Source organism: Paracoccus sp. (in: a-proteobacteria), assembly GCF_046289755.1.
Taxonomy (GTDB): domain Bacteria; phylum Pseudomonadota; class Alphaproteobacteria; order Rhodobacterales; family Rhodobacteraceae; genus Paracoccus.
In genome coordinates this window covers 1-17,215 of record NZ_JBKBVD010000039.1, presented here as the reverse complement: position 1 = coordinate 17,215, position 17,215 = coordinate 1, and the positions used below count along the sequence as shown (strand labels likewise).

The window sequence follows — 17,215 nt, the reverse complement described above, 5'->3', positions numbered from 1 at the left end:
GTATAAACCCGGCGGGCAACGAATGATGCCCGAGGTCCGACATGCCCTATGATCCCGCGATAATCGAATCCCGCTGGCGGGCAGCCTGGGACGAGGCCGGCAGCTTTACCGCCATCCGCGACGAACGGCCTAAATATTACGTGCTGGAGATGTTTCCCTATCCGTCGGGGCGCATCCATATGGGCCATGTGCGCAACTATACGATGGGCGACGTGGTGGCGCGGTTCAAACGCGCGCAGGGGTTCAGCGTGCTGCACCCGATGGGCTGGGACGCCTTCGGCATGCCCGCCGAGAATGCCGCGATGGAACAGGGCGGCCATCCCCGCGACTGGACCTATGCCAATATCGCCACCATGCGCGACCAGCTGAAGCCGCTTGGCCTGTCCATCGACTGGAGCCGTGAATTCGCCACCTGCGACGATGCCTATGTCGCCCAGCAGCAGGCGCTGTTTCTGGATATGCTGGAGGCGGGCCTGATTACCCGCAAATCGGCGCAGGTGAACTGGGATCCGGTCGACATGACCGTGCTGGCCAATGAGCAGGTGATCGACGGCAAGGGCTGGCGGTCGGGCGCGGCGGTGGAGCGGCGCGAGCTGACGCAGTGGTTCTTCCGTATCTCGGATTATTCCGACGAATTGCTTGAGGCGCTGGACGGGCTGAAAGGCTGGCCCGAAAAGGTGCGGCTGATGCAGGCCAACTGGATTGGCAAGTCGCGCGGGTTGCAGTTCAGCTTTGCCACCGTCGATGCGCCTTCGGGGCATGAGGCGATCGAGGTCTATACGACCCGCCCCGACACGCTGATGGGCGCCAGCTTCGTCGCCCTGTCGCCTGATCATCCGCTGGTCAAGGAACTGGCCGCGCGCCCCGAGATCGCCGGTTTCATCGAGGAATGCCGCAAGATCGGCACCACCGAAGAGGCGATCGAGACCGCGCCCAAGCTGGGTTTCGACACCGGGCTGACGGTGCGCCATCCGCTGGACCCCGATTGGCAGCTGCCCATCTGGATCGCGAATTTCGTGCTGATGGATTATGGCACCGGCGCGATCTTTGGCAGCCCGGCGCATGACGAACGCGACCACGAATTTGCCACGAAATACGGATTGCCGATCCGCGCGACCTTCGGGCAGCCGGGGATGGATCAGGCGCAGGCCGATGCTCTGGTGGCCGCCGCCCCCTATGTGCCGATGAAATCCGAGCCGGTGAGCTATGTGCGCGGCTTTGCCGGTGCGGCGGATCAGACCGGCGAGGCCGCCGTCGCCGCTGCCATCACCCATGCCGAGGCGCAGGGCTGGGGCGAGGGCGTCACGAAATTCCGCCTGCGCGACTGGGGTATTTCGCGCCAGCGCTATTGGGGTTGCCCGATCCCGGTCGTGCATTGCGACACCTGTGGCACGGTCCCCGAGGCCAAGGCCAACCTGCCGGTGCTGCTGCCGCAGGACGTGACATTTGACGTGCCCGGCAACCCGCTGGACCGGCATCCCTCATGGCGGCAGGCGGTGTGCCCGAAATGTGGTGGCGCCGCGCGGCGCGAAACCGACACGATGGACACGTTCGTGGACAGCTCATGGTATTATGCGCGGTTCACCTCGCCTGGGGCGGACACGCCGACCAACCGCGCTGATGCGGATTACTGGATGAATGTCGATCAATATATCGGCGGCATCGAGCATGCGATCCTGCACCTGCTCTATTCGCGGTTCTTCGCCCGAGCGATGGTGAAGACCGGCCACCTGCCCGAGGCGGCGAAAGAGCCGTTCGATGCGCTGTTCACGCAAGGGATGGTGACGCACGAGATTTACTCATTCGAAGAGGTCGCCACAGTTATCCAAGTCGGCGATGAACTTCTTGCACAACCAAAGGAAGTAAAAAGGACGCGTTACTATTTTCCTGAGGAAGTGGTGCGAACTGATAAAGGCGCTTTCGAAAAAGCTACTGGTGTGCCGCTTACGGTCATCCCCTCGGCAAAGATGTCGAAATCCAAGAAGAACGTCGTTGATCCGGTGAACATCGTGGACAGCTTTGGCGCCGACACTGCACGCTGGTTCATGCTGTCGGACAGCCCGCCCGAGCGCGATGTGGAATGGACGGCGGCGGGGGCCGAGGCGGCGTTCAAGTTTCTCTCGCGCGTGTTCCGGCTGGCGGAGGAGGCGCCCGAGGCGGGGGGTGACGATCCCGATCTGACGCGGGCCGCGCATCGCGCCATTGCCGATGTGACAAAGGCCATCGAGGGGTTCGCCTTTAACAAGGCCGTGGCCAAGCTGTACGAGCTGGCCAATGCGGTCGGCAAATCGCCCGCAGGCGGCGAGGCGCGGCGGGCGGTGCTGCGGATCATGGCGCAGCTGATGGCGCCGATGGTGCCGCATCTGGCCGAAGAGGTCTGGGCGGCCTCGGGCGGGCAGGGGATGGTCGTGGATGCGGGCTGGCCCAGGGCCGACCCCGCCCTGCTGGAGGATGACAGCGTCACCCTGCCCATTCAGATCAACGGCAAGCGCCGGGCCGAGATCACCGTGCCCAAGAAGATGGACAAGGCGCAGATCGAGGCGCTGGTGCTGGCCGATGAGACGGTGCAGCGGTTCCTGGAAGGTGCTGCGCCGAAAAAGCTGATCGTGGTGCCGGGGCGGATCGTCAATGTCGTCGCATAAGCTGACCCGCCGCGCGGTTCTGCTGGGGCTTCTGGCGCTGGCGGGCTGCGGCTTGCAGCCGGTCTATGGGCCGGGCGGCGGCGGCGGAAAGCTGTTCGGGCGGGTGCGCCCGCGCGACCCCGACACGCCCATCGACTTTGTCTTCAACCGCCGGCTGGCCGAGCGGCTGGGCCCGGATGAGGCGGCGGTCTATGATCTGGACTATCGCATCAGCGTCGGCGTGGTGGCGCAGGCCATCACGCCGGATGAGGTGACGACCCGCTATTCGCTGAACGGCACCGCCGATTTCGCGCTGACCGGGCCGGGGGGCGCGGTGGTGACGCAGGGGCGGGTCAGCAGCTTTACCTCGTATTCCACGACCGGCACGACGATTTCCACCCTGACCGCCGAGGGGGATGCCCGCCAGCGGCTGGGCCTGATGCTGGCCGATCAGGTGGTCACGCGGCTGCTGGCCGCCGCAACCAGCCTGCCGGACTAGCCCATGCTGCTGAAAGGGGCCGAGATCGCGCGCTATCTGGCCCGCCCCGACCCCTCGCGGCCGGGGCTGCTGATCTATGGGCAGGATGCGATGCGGGTGGCGCTGAAACGCGCCGAAGCCGTGCGGGCGCTGGTCGGCGAAAAGGCCGATGAAGAGATGCGCCTGACCCGCATGGGCGGTGCGGGACTGAAGAAGGACCCCGCCCAGCTGGTCGACGCGGTGCGCGAGGTAGGGTTTTTTCCGGGGCCGCGCGTGGTGCTGGTCGATGACGCGCCCGACAGTGCCGCCGATGCCGTGCGCGCCGGGCTGGAGGGCTGGCGGGCGGGTGATGCGGTGATCGTCGTCGCGGCGGGGGCGCTGTCCAAGTCATCGGCGCTGCGCCGCCTGTTCGAGACGCATGGGCAGGCGGTCTGCGCGCCCATTTATGACGACCCGCCCGGCGAGGATGAGATTATGCGCTGGCTGGCGGATGCGGGTCTGGCCGAGGTGCCGCGCGATGCCATGCGCGAGATGATGGTGCTGGCCCGCGCGCTGGACCCCGGCGATCTGCGCCAGACGATCGAGAAGATCGGGCTGTACAAGCATGGCGATCCCTCGGGGCTGACACCGGAGGAGATCGCGCTGCTGGCGCCCGCGACCATCGAGGCGGATCTGGACGAGCTGATCCATACCGTCGCCGAACGGCGCGAGGCCGATTTCGGCGCGCTGATGCGGCGGATCGCGGGGCAGGGGCTGGCGCCGGTCACCATCTGCATCGCCGCCCTGCGCCATTTCCGGGCGCTGCATCTGGCCGCCGCCGATCCGGCGGGGCCGGGGGTGGCGCTGGCGCGCGCGCGGCCTCCGGTCTTCGGGCCACGGCGGGACCGGATGGCGCGGCAGGCGCAGGCCTGGGGCGTGGGGCCGCTGGAAGAGGCGGTTCACGCGCTGCTGGCCACGGATATGGTTCTGCGATCCTCGACCCGCGCGCCGCAGATGCCGCTGGTGGAACGCGCGCTGCTGCGGCTGGTCATGCGGCCGCGGGGGCGGCGGTGAGGGAAACTGCTGACGCGCTGGTGATCGGCGCCGGGCCTGCCGGGCTGATGGCCGCCGAGGCGCTGATGGCGCCGGGGCGGCGGGTGGTGGTGGCCGAGGCGATGCCCTCGGTTGCGCGCAAGTTCCTGATGGCCGGGAAGTCGGGGCTGAACCTGACGAAGGATGAGCCTCCGGAGGCGTTCTGGCGCAGTTTCAGCGGTGGAAATGGATATTTTTGTGAAGAAGAAGCCGCGTTTGGCCCGGCGGAGGTCATGTCCTGGGCCGAGGGGTTGGGGGTGGCGCTGTTTGCCGGATCGACGGGGCGGGTGTTTCCGGTGGGGATGAAAGCCTCGCCGCTGCTGCGGGCCTGGCTGGCGCGGCTGGCGGCGGGTGGGGTCGGGTTGCGGACCCGGTGGCGGTGGGTCGGGCTGGACGACGGGTTCCGGTTCGCGACGCCCGACGGGGTGCGGGTGATCGCGCCGCGGGTGGCGGTGCTGGCGCTTGGCGGGGCCAGCTGGCCGAGGCTGGGATCTGATGGCCTATGGGTTGATGCGCTGCGGGGCGCCGGGGTCGGGGTGGCGCCGTTCCGGCCTGCGAATATGGGGCTGCATGTGTCGTGGTCAGCGGCCATGGCGCGGCAGTTCGGGGCTGCGGTCAAGGGGGTCGCGGTTCGTGCCGGGGGCGCGGTCAGCCGCGGCGAATGGGTGATCTCGCGCGCCGGGGTCGAGGGCGGCGGGATCTATGCGCTGTCGGCGGCGATCCGCGATGGCGCGACGGCAGAGGTGGATCTGGCGCCCGATCTGGATCTGGCGGCGCTGGCGGGGCGATTCCGGCGCCCGCGCGGGCGGCTGAGTCTGGGCAACTGGCTGCGGCGGGTTCTGGGCGATCCGGTCAAGGTCGCGCTGCTGCTGGAATGGGGGCGGCCGCTGCCCGGCGATGCGGATGCCGCATTCTGGGCTGCACGCGCCAAGGCGCTGCCGTTGCGCCATGACGGGCCGATGGGGCTGGCGCGGGCGATCTCGTCTGCGGGTGGCATTGTCGGCGCGGATCTGACGCCGGAACTGGAACTGAGAGCCCTGCCGGGGGTCTTTGCCGCCGGTGAAATGCTGGACTGGGAGGCGCCGACCGGGGGCTATCTGCTGACCGGCTGTCTGGCGACGGGGCGGCTGGCGGGGCGCGCGGCGGCGGCGCGGCTGGATCAGACCAAGGTCGTGGGCGGGCGGGGTTGATCTTGGCGGACCGCCCTGCTGCCTGCATGATGGGCGCGGGAGGAGACCTTTTGCAAATGAGGTTTCCGTGGCACATCAGATTTCACCCATTACGCCGGGCCTGCATGCGCTGATCGAGCGGCTTGTCCTGACCTCGGGGCTGCGCGAAGCGCTGGCCGCTGATTCCCATCGGCTGGCCGAGCGCATCGGGCGCCGCGCCGCACCTCTGCCCGCCGGGGAGGCGCCGCAACCGGGCGCATCGCAGCCGGCCCCCTGACGGGGGTCTCAGGCGCGGCGGCAGGCGATCAGTTGCTGGCGATACATCTCGGATCGCTGGCCGACCTGCGCTGCCACGCGCATCAGCCATGGCTTGCTGTTATGGCTGCCGCGGGCATAGCCGCCGCGCCCTTCGTGATAGGCCAGATACTGCCGCATCGCATCATGTTTGGACAGACCAAGGCGCTGCTGGCTGCCATGCATGTACCAGCCCATGAAATCGGTCGCATCGCGGATATTGTCACGCCGGGCGCGCCGGTTTCCGTCCGAATTCTGATACTCTTCCCAGGTCGCATCGAGGGCCTGCGAATAGCCGAAGGCGCTGCTCTGGCGGCCGACCGGGATGACGCCAAGCGCGTATTGATGCGGTGTGCGGGCGTCGCCGATGAATTTGGATTCCTGATACATCGTCGCCATCTGCACATGCACCGGCACGCCCCATTTGCGTTCGGTCTGCCGCATCGCGCGCAGATAGGCCGGGCGTTCCGAGGTGATCGCACAGGCGTCGTTCAACTGGCGTGGCGCGCTGAAATTGCCGCCGCCCCCGCAAGAGGCGACAAGCCCGACGATTGCGAGCTTTAATAGCCTGTTCATCCTGCCCTCGTACTGCTCTTGGGTCATTTTCAGGCATTCTTACGGGAAAACACGCGGGTTTGAAATCACAAAGCCGGGTTGCGACGGTGCGTCGCCCCCACTGGGCGAAGCATTGCCCATGGCTCCGGAGAGTCAGGTCGGGGTGTTTTTCGTGGTGTCTGGCCGCAGAAGGTCATTCAGCGCGTGCAGATTCTCCGCGCCAGCCTCGAGCAGTAGCGATTCCAGCGCGCGGTAATGGTGCAGCACCTTCTGCCCGGTTTCGGTCACCCGCGCCCCGCCGCCGCCCGCGCCGCCCCGCGCGCTGTCGATCACCGGATCGGCAAAGGCGATGTTCATTTCCTCGACCAGCGTCCAGGCGCGCTTATAGCTCATGCCCATCTCGCGGGCCGCAGCCGAGATTGACCCCAGCCGCCCGATCCGCGCCAGCAGTTCGGCCTTGCCCGGACCCAGAATCAGGGGGCTGTCGTATTCCAGTCGCAGTTTGATGCGCAGCCGGGGTGGCGTCGGGGACATCGGGGCCTCGCATTGTGTCGTTATTCATCCGCAGCATACCGGGTGGTGCCCGGGGCTGCAATTTGGTGGCGCATATTGTCTGGCGAGCCGATGCCGTGACGGCACAGACCGCAATGCTTGCAGTGCAGGTCCGCGCGCCTATGCTGACGCAATCCAAGAGGGGGATCGTTATGTCTGCATCCGAAATCGTGATTCTGTCCGGCGCCCGCACTGCCATCGGCGGCTTTGGCGGCAGCCTTGCCGCTGTGCCGCCCATTGATCTGGCCACCACCGTCACCCGCGCCGCGCTGGAGCGTGCGGGCATTGGCCCCGATCAGATCGGGCAGGTGGTGTTCGGCCATGTCATCAATACCGAGCCGCGCGACATGTATCTTGCCCGCGTGGCGATGCTGAATGCGGGCGTTCCGCATACGGTGCCCGCGATGAACGTGAACCGCCTGTGCGGCTCGGGTGCGCAGGCCATCGTCTCGGCCACGCAGTCGCTGTTGCTGGGCGATGCGGATTTCGCCATTGCGGGCGGGGCCGAATGCATGAGCCGGTCGCCCTATAGCGTGCCCTCGGCCCGGTTTGGCGCCAAGATGGGCGATCAGGCGATGCTGGACATGATGACCGGCGCGCTGACCTGTCCGATGGGCACCGGCCATATGGGGGTGACGGCCGAGAATGTCGCCGCCGAGCATGACATCAGCCGCGAGGATCAGGACGCTTTCGCACTGGAATCGCAGCGCCGGGCGGCGGCGGCGATTGCGGCCGGGCATTTCCGCGACCAGATCGTGCCGGTCGAGATCAAGTCGCGCAAGGGGATCGTGGCCTTCGACACCGACGAGCATCCGAAAGAGACCACGCTGGACAAGCTGGGCGCATTGAGGGCGGTGTTCCAGAAGGGCGGCAGCGTCACGGCGGGCAATGCCAGCGGCATCAATGACGGGGCGGCGGCGCTGGTTCTGGCGCGGGGCGAGGCGGCGCGGGCGGCCGGGCTGACGCCGCGCGCGCGGGTGCTGGGCTATGCGCTGGCGGGCGTGCGCCCCGAGGTGATGGGGATCGGGCCGATCCCTGCCGTGCAGCAGCTGCTGGCCCGGACCGGGCTGAAGGCGGGCGATTTCGATGTCATCGAATCGAACGAAGCCTTTGCCGCGCAGGCTTTGGCGGTGACTCGTGGGCTGGGTCTGGACCCGGCCAGGGTGAACCCCAATGGCGGTGCCATTGCGCTTGGCCATCCGGTCGGCGCGACCGGGGCGATCCTGACCATCAAGGCGCTGGCCGAGCTGGAGCGGACCGGCGGGCGGCTTGGTCTGATCACCATGTGCATCGGCGGCGGGCAGGGCATCGCCATCGCGATCGAGCGGCTGTAACGGCCCCGGCACGTCCTGCGCCCGGTCTGCTGGTCAGGCCGGGCGTTTGCTGTGGAAGCGATGCGGTTCAGACCGGCCTCTGCCCATATGCCCCGAATACGAAAGCCGGCGCGTGGAGCGCCGGCCTACGGGGAAAACGGGCCGTCCAGATCAGACGGCCCGCGAGTTCCACGGAGATGGTCCGGTTAGGGATGGAAGACGCCCGTCCGGTCCCAATCAGGGTTTACGACCCTTGGGGTTGCCCTCAGGTCACGGCCCCCCTGACTGTTCCGACACCTCTCTCCAATATCACTCTCGACACTGGACCACCTCCTTTCAAAAGTTTGCCGTTAGAAGTCCAGCGTGCCACAGAAAACCTAACAGTCAATTAGCATTGTGTTTCAGATCGCAACAATTTGCGGACAACTATCCTGAAGGGTACAAGAGCCAGTATGGCCAGACACAGTTTGACCAGCCAGTCGGCAGTTGCCAATGAAACCCACAGCGCAGTGACCGGCCCGTAGCCAAGAAGCGGAACGGCCTCGTTCGCCCATCCGGTATTGCCGTCGGCGGGCAGGGCCGCCGAGAAGGCGATGCCGAAGAACAGCGCCGTATCCACCGCCGATCCGATCACGGTCGAGGCCAGTGGCGCCCGCCACCAGCGCCCGCCGCGCAGCGCGTCAAAGATTGCCACGTCCAGCAGTTGCGCCACCAGAAAGGCCGTCCCCGAGGCGATGGCGATGCGCAGGGTCGTGGTGCCGAACCCGGCGGCGATCAGCGAGCAGGCAACGCCGGTGACAAAGCCCGCCAGCACGACGCGGCGCGCCGGGCCGGGGCCATAGACGCGGTTCATCACATCGGTGACCAGAAAGGCCAGCGGATAGGTGAAGGCACCCCAGGTCAGCCAGTCGCCGATGACGAATTGCACAAGGATGTTCGAGGCCACGACAATGGCGGCCATGGCAAGGATGCCGGGCAGAAAGCGGGTCATGCGGGGGTCCGTTTTACAAGGTGGCGGAGAACTCGGCCCCGCCAGCGCGGGACAGCGGCGCCTTACGCCCCCGCGGCTGCCCCTGTCAATTGCCTGCGGCCTGCCGGGCGCTGTCGATCAGGCGGTACTCGACCAGCTCGGTGCGCTGAAAGAACATGAAGTTGTCATCCGAAATCATCGAGATGCGGATATCATCGGGGCTGCCCCAGACCGAGAGCCCTTCGAGATTGTCATATTGCATCGGCAGGCTTCGGATCAGGATATGCTCGTCCTGCGGGCCGTCATCCTCCAGCACCATGCTGCGCACACGCGAGCGGAAGCCGAGCGGCCCCAGAAAGTCCCGCTCCAGCAGATAGAACCGCCCGTCGGGGCCGAAATCCGCGCCCACCGGCAGCCAGCGCCCGTCGCGACGGATCTGCATTGGCGTGGTCCATGCGCCATTCTCGAACACCAGCACCTGAAATGGCGTGGTGTTATCGGCCGAGCGCTCGGGTACCGCAATCAACCTGCCATCGGTGTCCAGAGCCAGCGCCTCCAGACCGGCATTGCCGGACATGCCCGGCAGTTTGGGCGGATGGGGCAAGGGGTCGGCGGGGCCATGCGGATCGTCATAGCCCACCACCCGGTGCAGCCCCTCGAAGCTGACCCAGATCCGCCCGTCCGGCGCAATCGCGATCCCCTCGCTGTCGCCCAGATGGCCGGGGGGCAGGGGCTTGCCCTGCCGGTCGCGCAGATGCGCGCGATCCTCGATCTGCAGCGCCGTGATGGCGCCTGCGGCGTCGCGCCGGATGGTGCCGCGGAACAGACGGGCGCGATCGGTCAGCGCGTGAAAGCTGCTGCCGTCCTCGCTGATCTCTATTCCCGAAAAGCCGCCGAAATTCGGATCGTCATCCCGCCAGACATAGGTGGCAAGATGCTGCGCCACCGGCTCGGCCCCGGCGGGACCGGCCAGCAGCGCAATGATCAGGGCGAGTTGGCGACGATATTGCATTGTTGGGGCAGCTCACTCAATCGGTAGGTGCGGGGATGGCGGTAATCGGGATCGGCGGGCGCGGCAGGCGCGCGCGACGGGTTGGCGCGGTTGTTGATCCATTCCTGCGCCTCGGCGCAGCCATCGCCTGCGGGCGGCGGGTCCTGCCTGCGGCAGATCGAGCCCTGCGGACAGGACAGCCGCACGTGGAAATGGTGATCATGGCTGTTGATCGGGCGGACCTTGCGCAGCCAGGACCGGTCGCCCGTCTCCATCTGGCACATGGCGACCTTGGCCACCGGATCGACCAGGATGCGTTCGACGCGGGCATCACGGGCGGCGGCGCGCATGATCTGGAAATGCCCGGTGTTCCAGTGTTGCGACAGGCCCAGCCCGTTGCCCGCGACGACCGAGACCGACGAGATGTTCTCGCGCTGCTGTCGCGACAGGCCAAGCGAGGCGGGCGGCAGCATCCAGATATCGGCATCCAGCCCGATCTGGTGGCTGGCATGGCCCGAGGTCATCGGCCCGCCGCGCGGCTGGCTGATGTCGCCGATATAAAGGCCCTGCCAGCCCGCCTGCTGCGCCGCGCGCGACAGGCCGGTCAGAAAGTCGATCATCACCGGATGGCCCCAGTGCCGGTCGCGCGACAGGCGCATCGACTGCCAGCTGGGCCCGCTGTCGGGCATCTGCACCATGCCCTGCGCGCAACCCTGCGAGTAATAGCCGATCGCCACCGCAGGCCCCTGCGAGGGGGTGCGGAAGGCGCCGAACACATCCTTGGCCAGCGGATCGGCGGCGGCGGGCAGGGCCAGCCCCATCATCAGGGCGGCGGCGGTCAGGATCTTTTTCATTGGGTCTGTCCCTCTCCTTCCGGGTTGACCCACCGTAGCAGGAACAGCGCCAGCAGGAAGATCACGATCAGCGGAAGAAACCCGATGCGCTGGCTGCCGCTGATATCGGTCGTGACCGCGATCAGGAAGGGCGCCAGAAAAGCCGTGACCTTGCCCGACAGCGCATAGAGGCCAAAGCCCTCGGTCGCGCGGTCCTCGGTCGTGTGGCGCACCATCATGGTGCGGCTGGCGGCCTGCAGGGCGCCGCCCGCGCCGCCGATCACCGCCCCGCAGGCGAAAAAGATCAGGTCGGGCAGGCGCAGCCCGAACAGAAGCGGCTCGGGGGTGGCGATGCCGAAGACGGTCGTGCGGTCCATCCCGATCAGCAAGGTGCAGACCGCCGTCAGCGCCAGAATGCTGGCGATGATGACGTGGCGCGGCCCGAACCGGCGGTCGGCGCGCCCGCCCAGCCAGCTGATGATCGCCGCCGAGATGGCGCTGATGATGCCGAACACGCCCGCCAGAAACACCGGCCAGCCCAGCACCGTACCCGCATAGACGCCGCCGAACCCGTAAAGCGCGTTCAGCGCATCGCGCGAGAACATGGACGAGGCCAGCCACGCCGCCAGGCTGCGCCGGTGCCGCAGGCTGCGGATCAGCGTCCACAGATCGGCCAGCGCCGCGCCCACGCGGATCGGGCGACGGGCTGTGCGCGGCTCGCGCACCCACAGAAAGAACGGCACCATGAAGACGACATACCAGATCGCCGTGAACGGCCCGACAAAGCGGGTGCCCTCGCGCAGGGCCGGGTCCAGCCCGAACAGCGGCGGAATGCCCGCCAGCGTGCGCCCGCTTGGGGTTTCGGCAAACAGCGCCAGCATCAGCGCCAGCGCCACGACCCCGCCCAGATAGCCAAAGGCATAGCCCGACCCCGACAGGCGCCCGATCTCCTCGCGCGGGGCAAGGCCGGGCAGCTGGGCGTTGGTGAAAATGGTCGCGAACTCGACCCCGATCAGGCCGATGCCGAACAGCACCACCGCCTGAACCAGCGCGGGCTGGCTGGGCATCAGATACCACAGCCCGGTCGAGCCGATCACATAGAGCCCGGAAAAGAACCAGATCCACGGCATCCGCCGACCCGAACTGTCGGCAATCGCGCCCAGCACCGGCGCCAGAAGCGCGATGATGACGCCTGCGATCGCCAGCCCATAGCCCCACAGCGCCTGCGCCTGCGCGCCCGCCATGGTGCTGGTCTCGCCCATGGCGATGAAATGGCGCTTGGCGACCTCGGCGAAATAGATCGAAAAGATGAACGTCAGCAGCAGCGTGTGATAGGGCTGACTGGCCCAATCGAAAAACCACCAGCCCCAGATCCGCTTGCGGTTCATGCCCGCCCCCTTTTGTCCCGTCGCGTCAGGCGCATAAGGCCGCGCTAGGTCCGGGCTGGCAAGTCCCGTCTCGCACTGTCGGGAATGGCGGGGGGCCAGGGGCGGACGGCATCGGCCGCAATCCATGCCGCGATCCAGTCGGGCAGGGCCGGGCTGTCGGGGCTGTGGCCAAGCGCGGCCATCACTTCGGCGGGCGGCACGATCCCCTGTTTCGATGTGACCGCCGAGCGGATCAGCACCTGATTGCAGCACTCGGCACCTTTCCACATCGTCTGCTCCATATAGACGAAGCGGTGATCCCAGCCCACCATGCGCGAGATCATGGTAAAGCGGTCGAACGCGCGGATGCGTTTGCGATAGCGGGTCGAGTTGCCCGCGACGGTGATCCCCCATTGGCGTTCGCGCAGAACCGGGATCAGCCCGGTGCGCTGCGCCAGCGGGATGCGGCCCAGATCGAACAGCGTCAGGGTGCGGCCGTTGTTCAGCTCCCACCACGGGTCCAGATCCCAGGGCCAGCAGAGATGGGTCGAGACATGCGCCTCCAGCGGGCCAAGGCGCGGCGCTTTACGAAATTTCAACATCTCCTTGGCAAAACGGATCAGAGGATACATCGGGCGGCCCTTTTCGCTGTTCGGCCCATGGGTGGCCGGGGATCACGCGGGCGTCAACCCGAACGCGGCGGCAGGGGGGCGCGGTCGGCGCCGCATCGGGTTGCACTGGACGAATCGGGCGGTCATACAGGGGCCGAAGCCGGGCAAGTGATGACAAGGAACGCGGATGGTCACGCTCTATCAAGCATTGCAACTGATCCTGCAGATCATGTGGTTCGTCATGATCGTCCATATCATCATGTCCTGGCTGATCAATTTTCAGGTGCTGAACCTGCGCCAGCCATTGGTCGCGCAGATCTGGGACGGCCTGAACCGGCTGCTGGAGCCGATCTATGCGCCGATCCGGGGCATTCTGCCCAATACGGGCGGTCTGGATCTGGCGCCGCTGGTGCTGTTTATCCTGATCATTATCGCGCGCAGCGCTCTGGCGAATAACGCGGCCTTCTTTTACGGCGCCTGATGCCCACGGACCTTCTTCGTCAGGTCTGGGGTTTCGGCGGCTTTCGCCCCGGCCAGCAGGAAATCGTCGAGGCGGTGGCCGCAGGCCGCGACGTGCTGGCGATCATGCCCACGGGCGGCGGCAAATCGCTGTGCTTCCAGCTGCCCGCGCTGATGCGCGAGGGGGTGACGGTGGTCATCTCGCCGCTGATCGCCCTGATGCGCGATCAGGTCCGCGCCCTGCGCGAGGCGGGGGTCGAGGCGGGGGCGCTGACCAGCGGCAATACCGATGCCGAGACGGATGCGGTGTTTCAGGCGCTGACGGACGGGCGACTGAAGGTGCTGTATATGGCGCCCGAACGGCTGGCCTCGGGCGGGACGGTCAATCTGCTGCGCCGCGCGGGCGTGACCGCCATCGCCGTGGACGAGGCGCATTGCGTCAGCCAGTGGGGCCATGACTTCCGCCCCGATTACCTGCGCATCGGTGATCTGAAGCGCACGCTTGGGGTGCCTCTGTCGGCCTTCACCGCGACGGCGGATGCCGAAACGCGGGCCGAGATCGTCACGCGCCTCTTCGACGGCGCCGAGCCGGTGACCTTTCTGCGCGGTTTCGACCGGCCCAATCTGCGGCTGGCCTTTCAGCCCAAGGACAGTCCGCGCAAGCAGGTGCTGAGTTTTTGCGCCGCACGCCGGGGGCAGTCGGGCATCGTCTATTGCGCCGCCCGCGCCCGCACCGAATCGCTGGCCGCCGCCCTGCGCGACGAGGGCCACAGCGCGGTTGCCTATCACGCGGGCCTTGAAGCCGAGACCCGCCGTCAGGTCGAGGGGCGGTTTCAGCGCGAGGACGGGCTGATCGTGGTGGCAACGGTGGCCTTCGGCATGGGCATCGACAAGCCCGACATCCGCTGGGTACTGCATGCCGATCTGCCCAAATCCATCGAAAGCTACTATCAGGAGATCGGTCGCGCGGGCCGCGACGGCGATCCGGCCGAAACGCTGACGCTGTACGGGTCCGACGACATCCGCCTGCGCCGCACCCAGATCGACGAGGGGCTGGCCGAGCCTGCCCGCAAGACCGCCGATCACGCGCGGCTGAACGCGCTGCTGGGTCTGGCCGAGGCGACGGGCTGCCGCCGCCGCCGCCTGCTGGCCTATTTCGGCGAGGAACGGGCCGAGGATTGCGGCAATTGCGACATCTGTCTGCACCCGCCGCGCCTGTTCGATGCGACGCAGCCGGTGCGCAAGGCGCTGTCGGCGATGGTGCGCACCGGCGAATGGTTCGGCGCCGGCCATCTGATCGACATTCTGACCGGCACCACCTCGGACAAGGTGCGCGAGCGGGGGCATGACCGGCTGCCGACCTTCGGCGTGGGGCGCGATCACAACCGGGGCCAGTGGCAGGCGATCTTCCGGCAGATGATGGGGCTGGACCTGTGCCGCCCCGACCCAGAACGCCACGGCGCGCTGCACCTGACCGAGGCCGCGCATCCGGTCCTGCGCGGCGAGGTGCCGGTGACCCTGCGACAGGACGTGACGCTGAAGGCCAAGGCGGGCACCGTCCTGCGCACCCAGGTCAGCGAAGAGGATGAGCCGCTGCTGTCGGCGCTGAAGGCCCGCCGCCGCGCGCTGGCCGAGGCCGGGCGCGTGCCCGCCTATGTCATCTTTCCTGACCGGACATTGATCGAGATGGCCGAGAAAAAGCCGCGCGATCTGGACCAGATGGCGCAGATCAACGGCGTGGGCGCGCGCAAGCTGGAAAGCTATGGCACGGCCTTTCTTGAGGTGATCGCGGGCGCGCAGCCCGCCATGCACCCGGCGCGGCGCGCACTGGCGGGCCGCCCCTCGGGCGCGCTGTTCGACCGGCTGGCCGAGGTGCAGCTGCGTCTGACCCGGGGCGAGGACGGCACCGGCAAGCCGCTGAGCTGTTCGACCCAGCAGCTGCGCCGCATCGCCGAGGCCCGCCCCGCCAGCCCGGACGCGCTGGCCCGGCATCTGGACGAGGCGCGGCTGGACCGGTTCGGTCCTGCCTTTCTGGAACAGATCGCCGCGACCGACTGACAGTCCCCTCATCAATCATCCGCCTCAATCGCCCTCCTCAAACGCCCTCCTCAAACGATCGTGATGTAACCTTGGTCCGTTGCGATACGTATCTGGTTTAGAATCGCGGTGACCACCGATGGAGGATGGCATGAAACTGACCTGGGCCGATGTGACCCCCAAGCCGCTCTGGCTGAACCGGCGCAAGCTGATGGCGGCGGGTGCTGCCGCGCTGACGGTGGCGGCACTGCCGTGGCGCCCGGCGCAGGCGCTGACCGGGCGGCCCTCGCCCTTCTCGACCGACGAGACGCCCAACAGCTTTGAAGAAATCACCAACTACAACAATTTTTATGAATTCGGCACCGGCAAGGAAGACCCGGCCCGTCACGCCCATGCGCTGACCACGGACCCGTGGTCGGTCGAGATCGGCGGGCTGGTTGCGCGCCCCGGCAGATATGGCGTCGAGGATCTGGCCCCCGACAACGTGCTGGAAGAACGCATCTACCGCCTGCGCTGTGTCGAGGCCTGGTCGATGGTGATCCCCTGGATCGGGGTGACGCTGGCCTCGGTGCTGAACAAGGTGGGCGTGCAGCCCGGCGCAAAATATGTCGAATTTGAAACACTCGTCCGCCCGGAAGAGATGATCGGCCAGCGTCGCGCCACGCTGGACTGGCCCTATCGCGAGGGGCTGCGGCTGGACGAGGCGATGAACCCGCTGACGATTCTGGCGACGGGTCTGTACGATCAGCCGATGCCCAACCAGAACGGCGCGCCGATCCGGCTGGTCGTGCCGTGGAAATACGGCTTCAAGTCGATCAAGTCGATCGTGCGGATCACCCTGACCGACCGCGAGCCGCTGAACACCTGGAAGCAGCTGCAATCCAACGAATACGGCTTTTATGCGAATGTGAACCCGACCGTGGATCACCCCCGCTGGAGCCAGGCGACCCATCGCGTCATCGGCGCGGGCCTGTTCGGCGGCCGGCAAGAGACGCTGATGTTCAACGGTTACGGCGATCAGGTGGCCTCGATGTATGCCGGCATGGACCTGTCGGTGAATTACTGATGCTGGGGCAGGTGAACGACGCCCTGCGCCGCCTGCCGGTCCGGGCGGTATGGCTGGGCGGCGCCCTGCCAGCGGCCCTGCTGCTGTGGGACATTGTCACCGGCGGTCTGGGCGTCGATCCGGTGCAGGAGGTCGAGCACCGGCTGGGCCGCACGGCGCTGTATTTTCTGGTGGCCGGGCTGGCGGTCACGCCGCTGCTGCGGCTGACCGGCATTTCGCTGATGCGCTTTCGCCGCGCTTTGGGCGTCATCTGCTTCGCTTATGTGGGCCTGCACGTGCTGACATGGGTGGTGCTGGATATGGCGCTGCTCTGGGGTCAGATGGGGCGCGACATCATCAAGCGGCCCTATCTGCTGTTCGGCATGGGGGCATTTCTGCTGCTGCTGCCCTTGGCCATCACCTCGAACAACCTGTCGATTCGGAAACTGGGCGGGCAGGCATGGCGGCGCCTGCACAAGCTGGTCTATCCGGCAGCAATCCTTGGCGCTCTGCACTGGCTGTGGACGATCCGCGTCAATGAAATCACGCCGATCTTCTGGGTGGTGACCATCCTCATTTTGCTGGGCTTACGGCTGGTGATCCGGCGCCCGATGAGCTGGGCCAGACCGCGCAGGGTCTAAAGGCGTAATTAATTCAATGGCTTGATTGATTTTTGACCGACTGACACATTTTTTTCGCAAAACCCGCTTGCGTCTCCCGACGCTGCGGCCTAAATACCGCTTCACCGAAGGCGGGAACGCTGGAGGGGCCGGGAAGACGCGCTGCGGTGCGGTTGGATCGGGAAGAATTCTGGGATGGATGACCGGACGGGGCGTCGAGAGATTGGCG

At 67.0% G+C, this 17,215-nt stretch carries 18 protein-coding genes; 10 read left to right on the top strand and 8 right to left on the bottom strand.

Features of this window, described 5'->3' with window-relative positions; translation table 11 throughout:
• The first annotated feature begins 41 nt into the window (after positions 1-41).
• The 5 genes from leuS to ACK41U_RS13970 all read left to right on the top strand — a co-directional run bounded on the left by leuS (position 42) and on the right by ACK41U_RS13970 (position 5,616).
• Positions 42-2,642, top strand: coding sequence for a leucine--tRNA ligase (gene leuS, locus ACK41U_RS13990; protein ID WP_409681322.1), 2,601 nt, complete (start codon positions 42-44; stop codon positions 2,640-2,642).
• The gene (gene lptE, locus ACK41U_RS13985) at positions 2,629-3,120 is read left to right on the top strand and encodes an LPS assembly lipoprotein LptE (protein ID WP_409681320.1); all 492 of its coding nucleotides are present in this window, start codon (positions 2,629-2,631) and stop codon (positions 3,118-3,120) included. Before leuS ends, lptE begins: the two co-directional genes overlap by 14 nt.
• Positions 3,121-3,123: 3 nt before the next feature.
• Positions 3,124-4,152, top strand: a complete 1,029-nt coding sequence (holA, locus tag ACK41U_RS13980; protein ID WP_409681318.1) for a DNA polymerase III subunit delta — start codon at positions 3,124-3,126, stop codon at positions 4,150-4,152.
• Positions 4,153-4,199: 47 nt separating this feature from the next.
• Positions 4,200-5,360, top strand: coding sequence for a TIGR03862 family flavoprotein (locus ACK41U_RS13975; protein ID WP_409681358.1), 1,161 nt, complete (start codon positions 4,200-4,202; stop codon positions 5,358-5,360).
• Positions 5,361-5,427: 67 nt separating this feature from the next.
• The gene (locus ACK41U_RS13970) at positions 5,428-5,616 is read left to right on the top strand and encodes a hypothetical protein (protein WP_409681316.1); all 189 of its coding nucleotides are present in this window, start codon (positions 5,428-5,430) and stop codon (positions 5,614-5,616) included.
• Between the two features lie 8 nt (positions 5,617-5,624).
• Here ACK41U_RS13970 and ACK41U_RS13965 read toward each other — a convergent pair whose 3' ends face one another.
• A complete protein-coding gene (locus ACK41U_RS13965) occupies positions 5,625-6,209 on the bottom strand; it encodes a lytic transglycosylase (protein WP_409681357.1) in 585 nt (194 codons plus the stop codon).
• Positions 6,210-6,341: 132 nt separating this feature from the next.
• Positions 6,342-6,722, bottom strand: a complete 381-nt coding sequence (locus tag ACK41U_RS13960; RefSeq protein ID WP_409681314.1) for a winged helix-turn-helix domain-containing protein — start codon at positions 6,720-6,722, stop codon at positions 6,342-6,344.
• 170 nt (positions 6,723-6,892) lie between these two features.
• On the opposite strand from ACK41U_RS13960, the gene ACK41U_RS13955 reads away from it, so the two are divergent.
• Positions 6,893-8,074 carry an acetyl-CoA C-acyltransferase family protein gene (locus tag ACK41U_RS13955; protein ID WP_409681313.1) on the top strand — a complete coding sequence of 394 codons (1,182 nt, stop codon included), beginning with the start codon at positions 6,893-6,895 and terminating at the stop codon, positions 8,072-8,074.
• Between the two features lie 367 nt (positions 8,075-8,441).
• On the opposite strand, the gene ACK41U_RS13950 is transcribed toward ACK41U_RS13955, so the two are convergent.
• From ACK41U_RS13950 to ACK41U_RS13930, 5 genes are all read right to left on the bottom strand, one after another.
• Entirely contained in the window at positions 8,442-9,044 is a 603-nt protein-coding gene (locus ACK41U_RS13950; RefSeq protein WP_409681311.1) for a queuosine precursor transporter, read from the bottom strand.
• Between the two features lie 85 nt (positions 9,045-9,129).
• The gene (locus ACK41U_RS13945) at positions 9,130-10,035 is read right to left on the bottom strand and encodes an esterase-like activity of phytase family protein (protein ID WP_409681309.1); all 906 of its coding nucleotides are present in this window, start codon (positions 10,033-10,035) and stop codon (positions 9,130-9,132) included.
• Positions 10,008-10,868 carry a penicillin-insensitive murein endopeptidase gene (mepA, locus tag ACK41U_RS13940; RefSeq protein ID WP_409681307.1) on the bottom strand — a complete coding sequence of 287 codons (861 nt, stop codon included), beginning with the start codon at positions 10,866-10,868 and terminating at the stop codon, positions 10,008-10,010. The genes ACK41U_RS13945 and mepA overlap by 28 nt, the downstream gene beginning before the upstream one ends.
• Positions 10,865-12,235, bottom strand: a complete 1,371-nt coding sequence (locus tag ACK41U_RS13935) for an MFS transporter (RefSeq protein WP_409681305.1) — start codon at positions 12,233-12,235, stop codon at positions 10,865-10,867. Before ACK41U_RS13935 ends, mepA begins: the two co-directional genes overlap by 4 nt.
• A 44-nt stretch (positions 12,236-12,279) precedes the next feature.
• On the bottom strand, positions 12,280-12,846 hold the full coding sequence (locus ACK41U_RS13930; protein ID WP_409681303.1) for an acyl-CoA thioesterase: 567 nt from the start codon (positions 12,844-12,846) through the stop codon (positions 12,280-12,282).
• 166 nt (positions 12,847-13,012) lie between these two features.
• Here ACK41U_RS13930 and ACK41U_RS13925 point away from each other — a divergent pair, with 166 nt between their 5' ends.
• The 4 genes from ACK41U_RS13925 (at position 13,013) to ACK41U_RS13910 (ending at position 17,007) form a co-directional block, all read left to right on the top strand.
• On the top strand, positions 13,013-13,306 hold the full coding sequence (locus tag ACK41U_RS13925) for a YggT family protein (RefSeq protein WP_409681301.1): 294 nt from the start codon (positions 13,013-13,015) through the stop codon (positions 13,304-13,306).
• The gene (gene recQ, locus ACK41U_RS13920; RefSeq protein WP_409681299.1) at positions 13,306-15,342 is read left to right on the top strand and encodes a DNA helicase RecQ; all 2,037 of its coding nucleotides are present in this window, start codon (positions 13,306-13,308) and stop codon (positions 15,340-15,342) included. The genes ACK41U_RS13925 and recQ overlap by 1 nt, the downstream gene beginning before the upstream one ends.
• Positions 15,343-15,472: 130 nt before the next feature.
• The gene (gene msrP, locus ACK41U_RS13915) at positions 15,473-16,387 is read left to right on the top strand and encodes a protein-methionine-sulfoxide reductase catalytic subunit MsrP (RefSeq protein ID WP_409681297.1); all 915 of its coding nucleotides are present in this window, start codon (positions 15,473-15,475) and stop codon (positions 16,385-16,387) included.
• Positions 16,387-17,007 carry a sulfite oxidase heme-binding subunit YedZ gene (locus ACK41U_RS13910; RefSeq protein WP_409681295.1) on the top strand — a complete coding sequence of 207 codons (621 nt, stop codon included), beginning with the start codon at positions 16,387-16,389 and terminating at the stop codon, positions 17,005-17,007. Before msrP ends, ACK41U_RS13910 begins: the two co-directional genes overlap by 1 nt.
• A gap of 13 nt (positions 17,008-17,020) precedes the next feature.
• On the opposite strand, the gene ACK41U_RS13905 is transcribed toward ACK41U_RS13910, so the two are convergent.
• A partial coding sequence (locus ACK41U_RS13905; protein ID WP_409681294.1) for a hypothetical protein occupies positions 17,021-17,215 on the bottom strand: 195 nt, incomplete at its 5' end.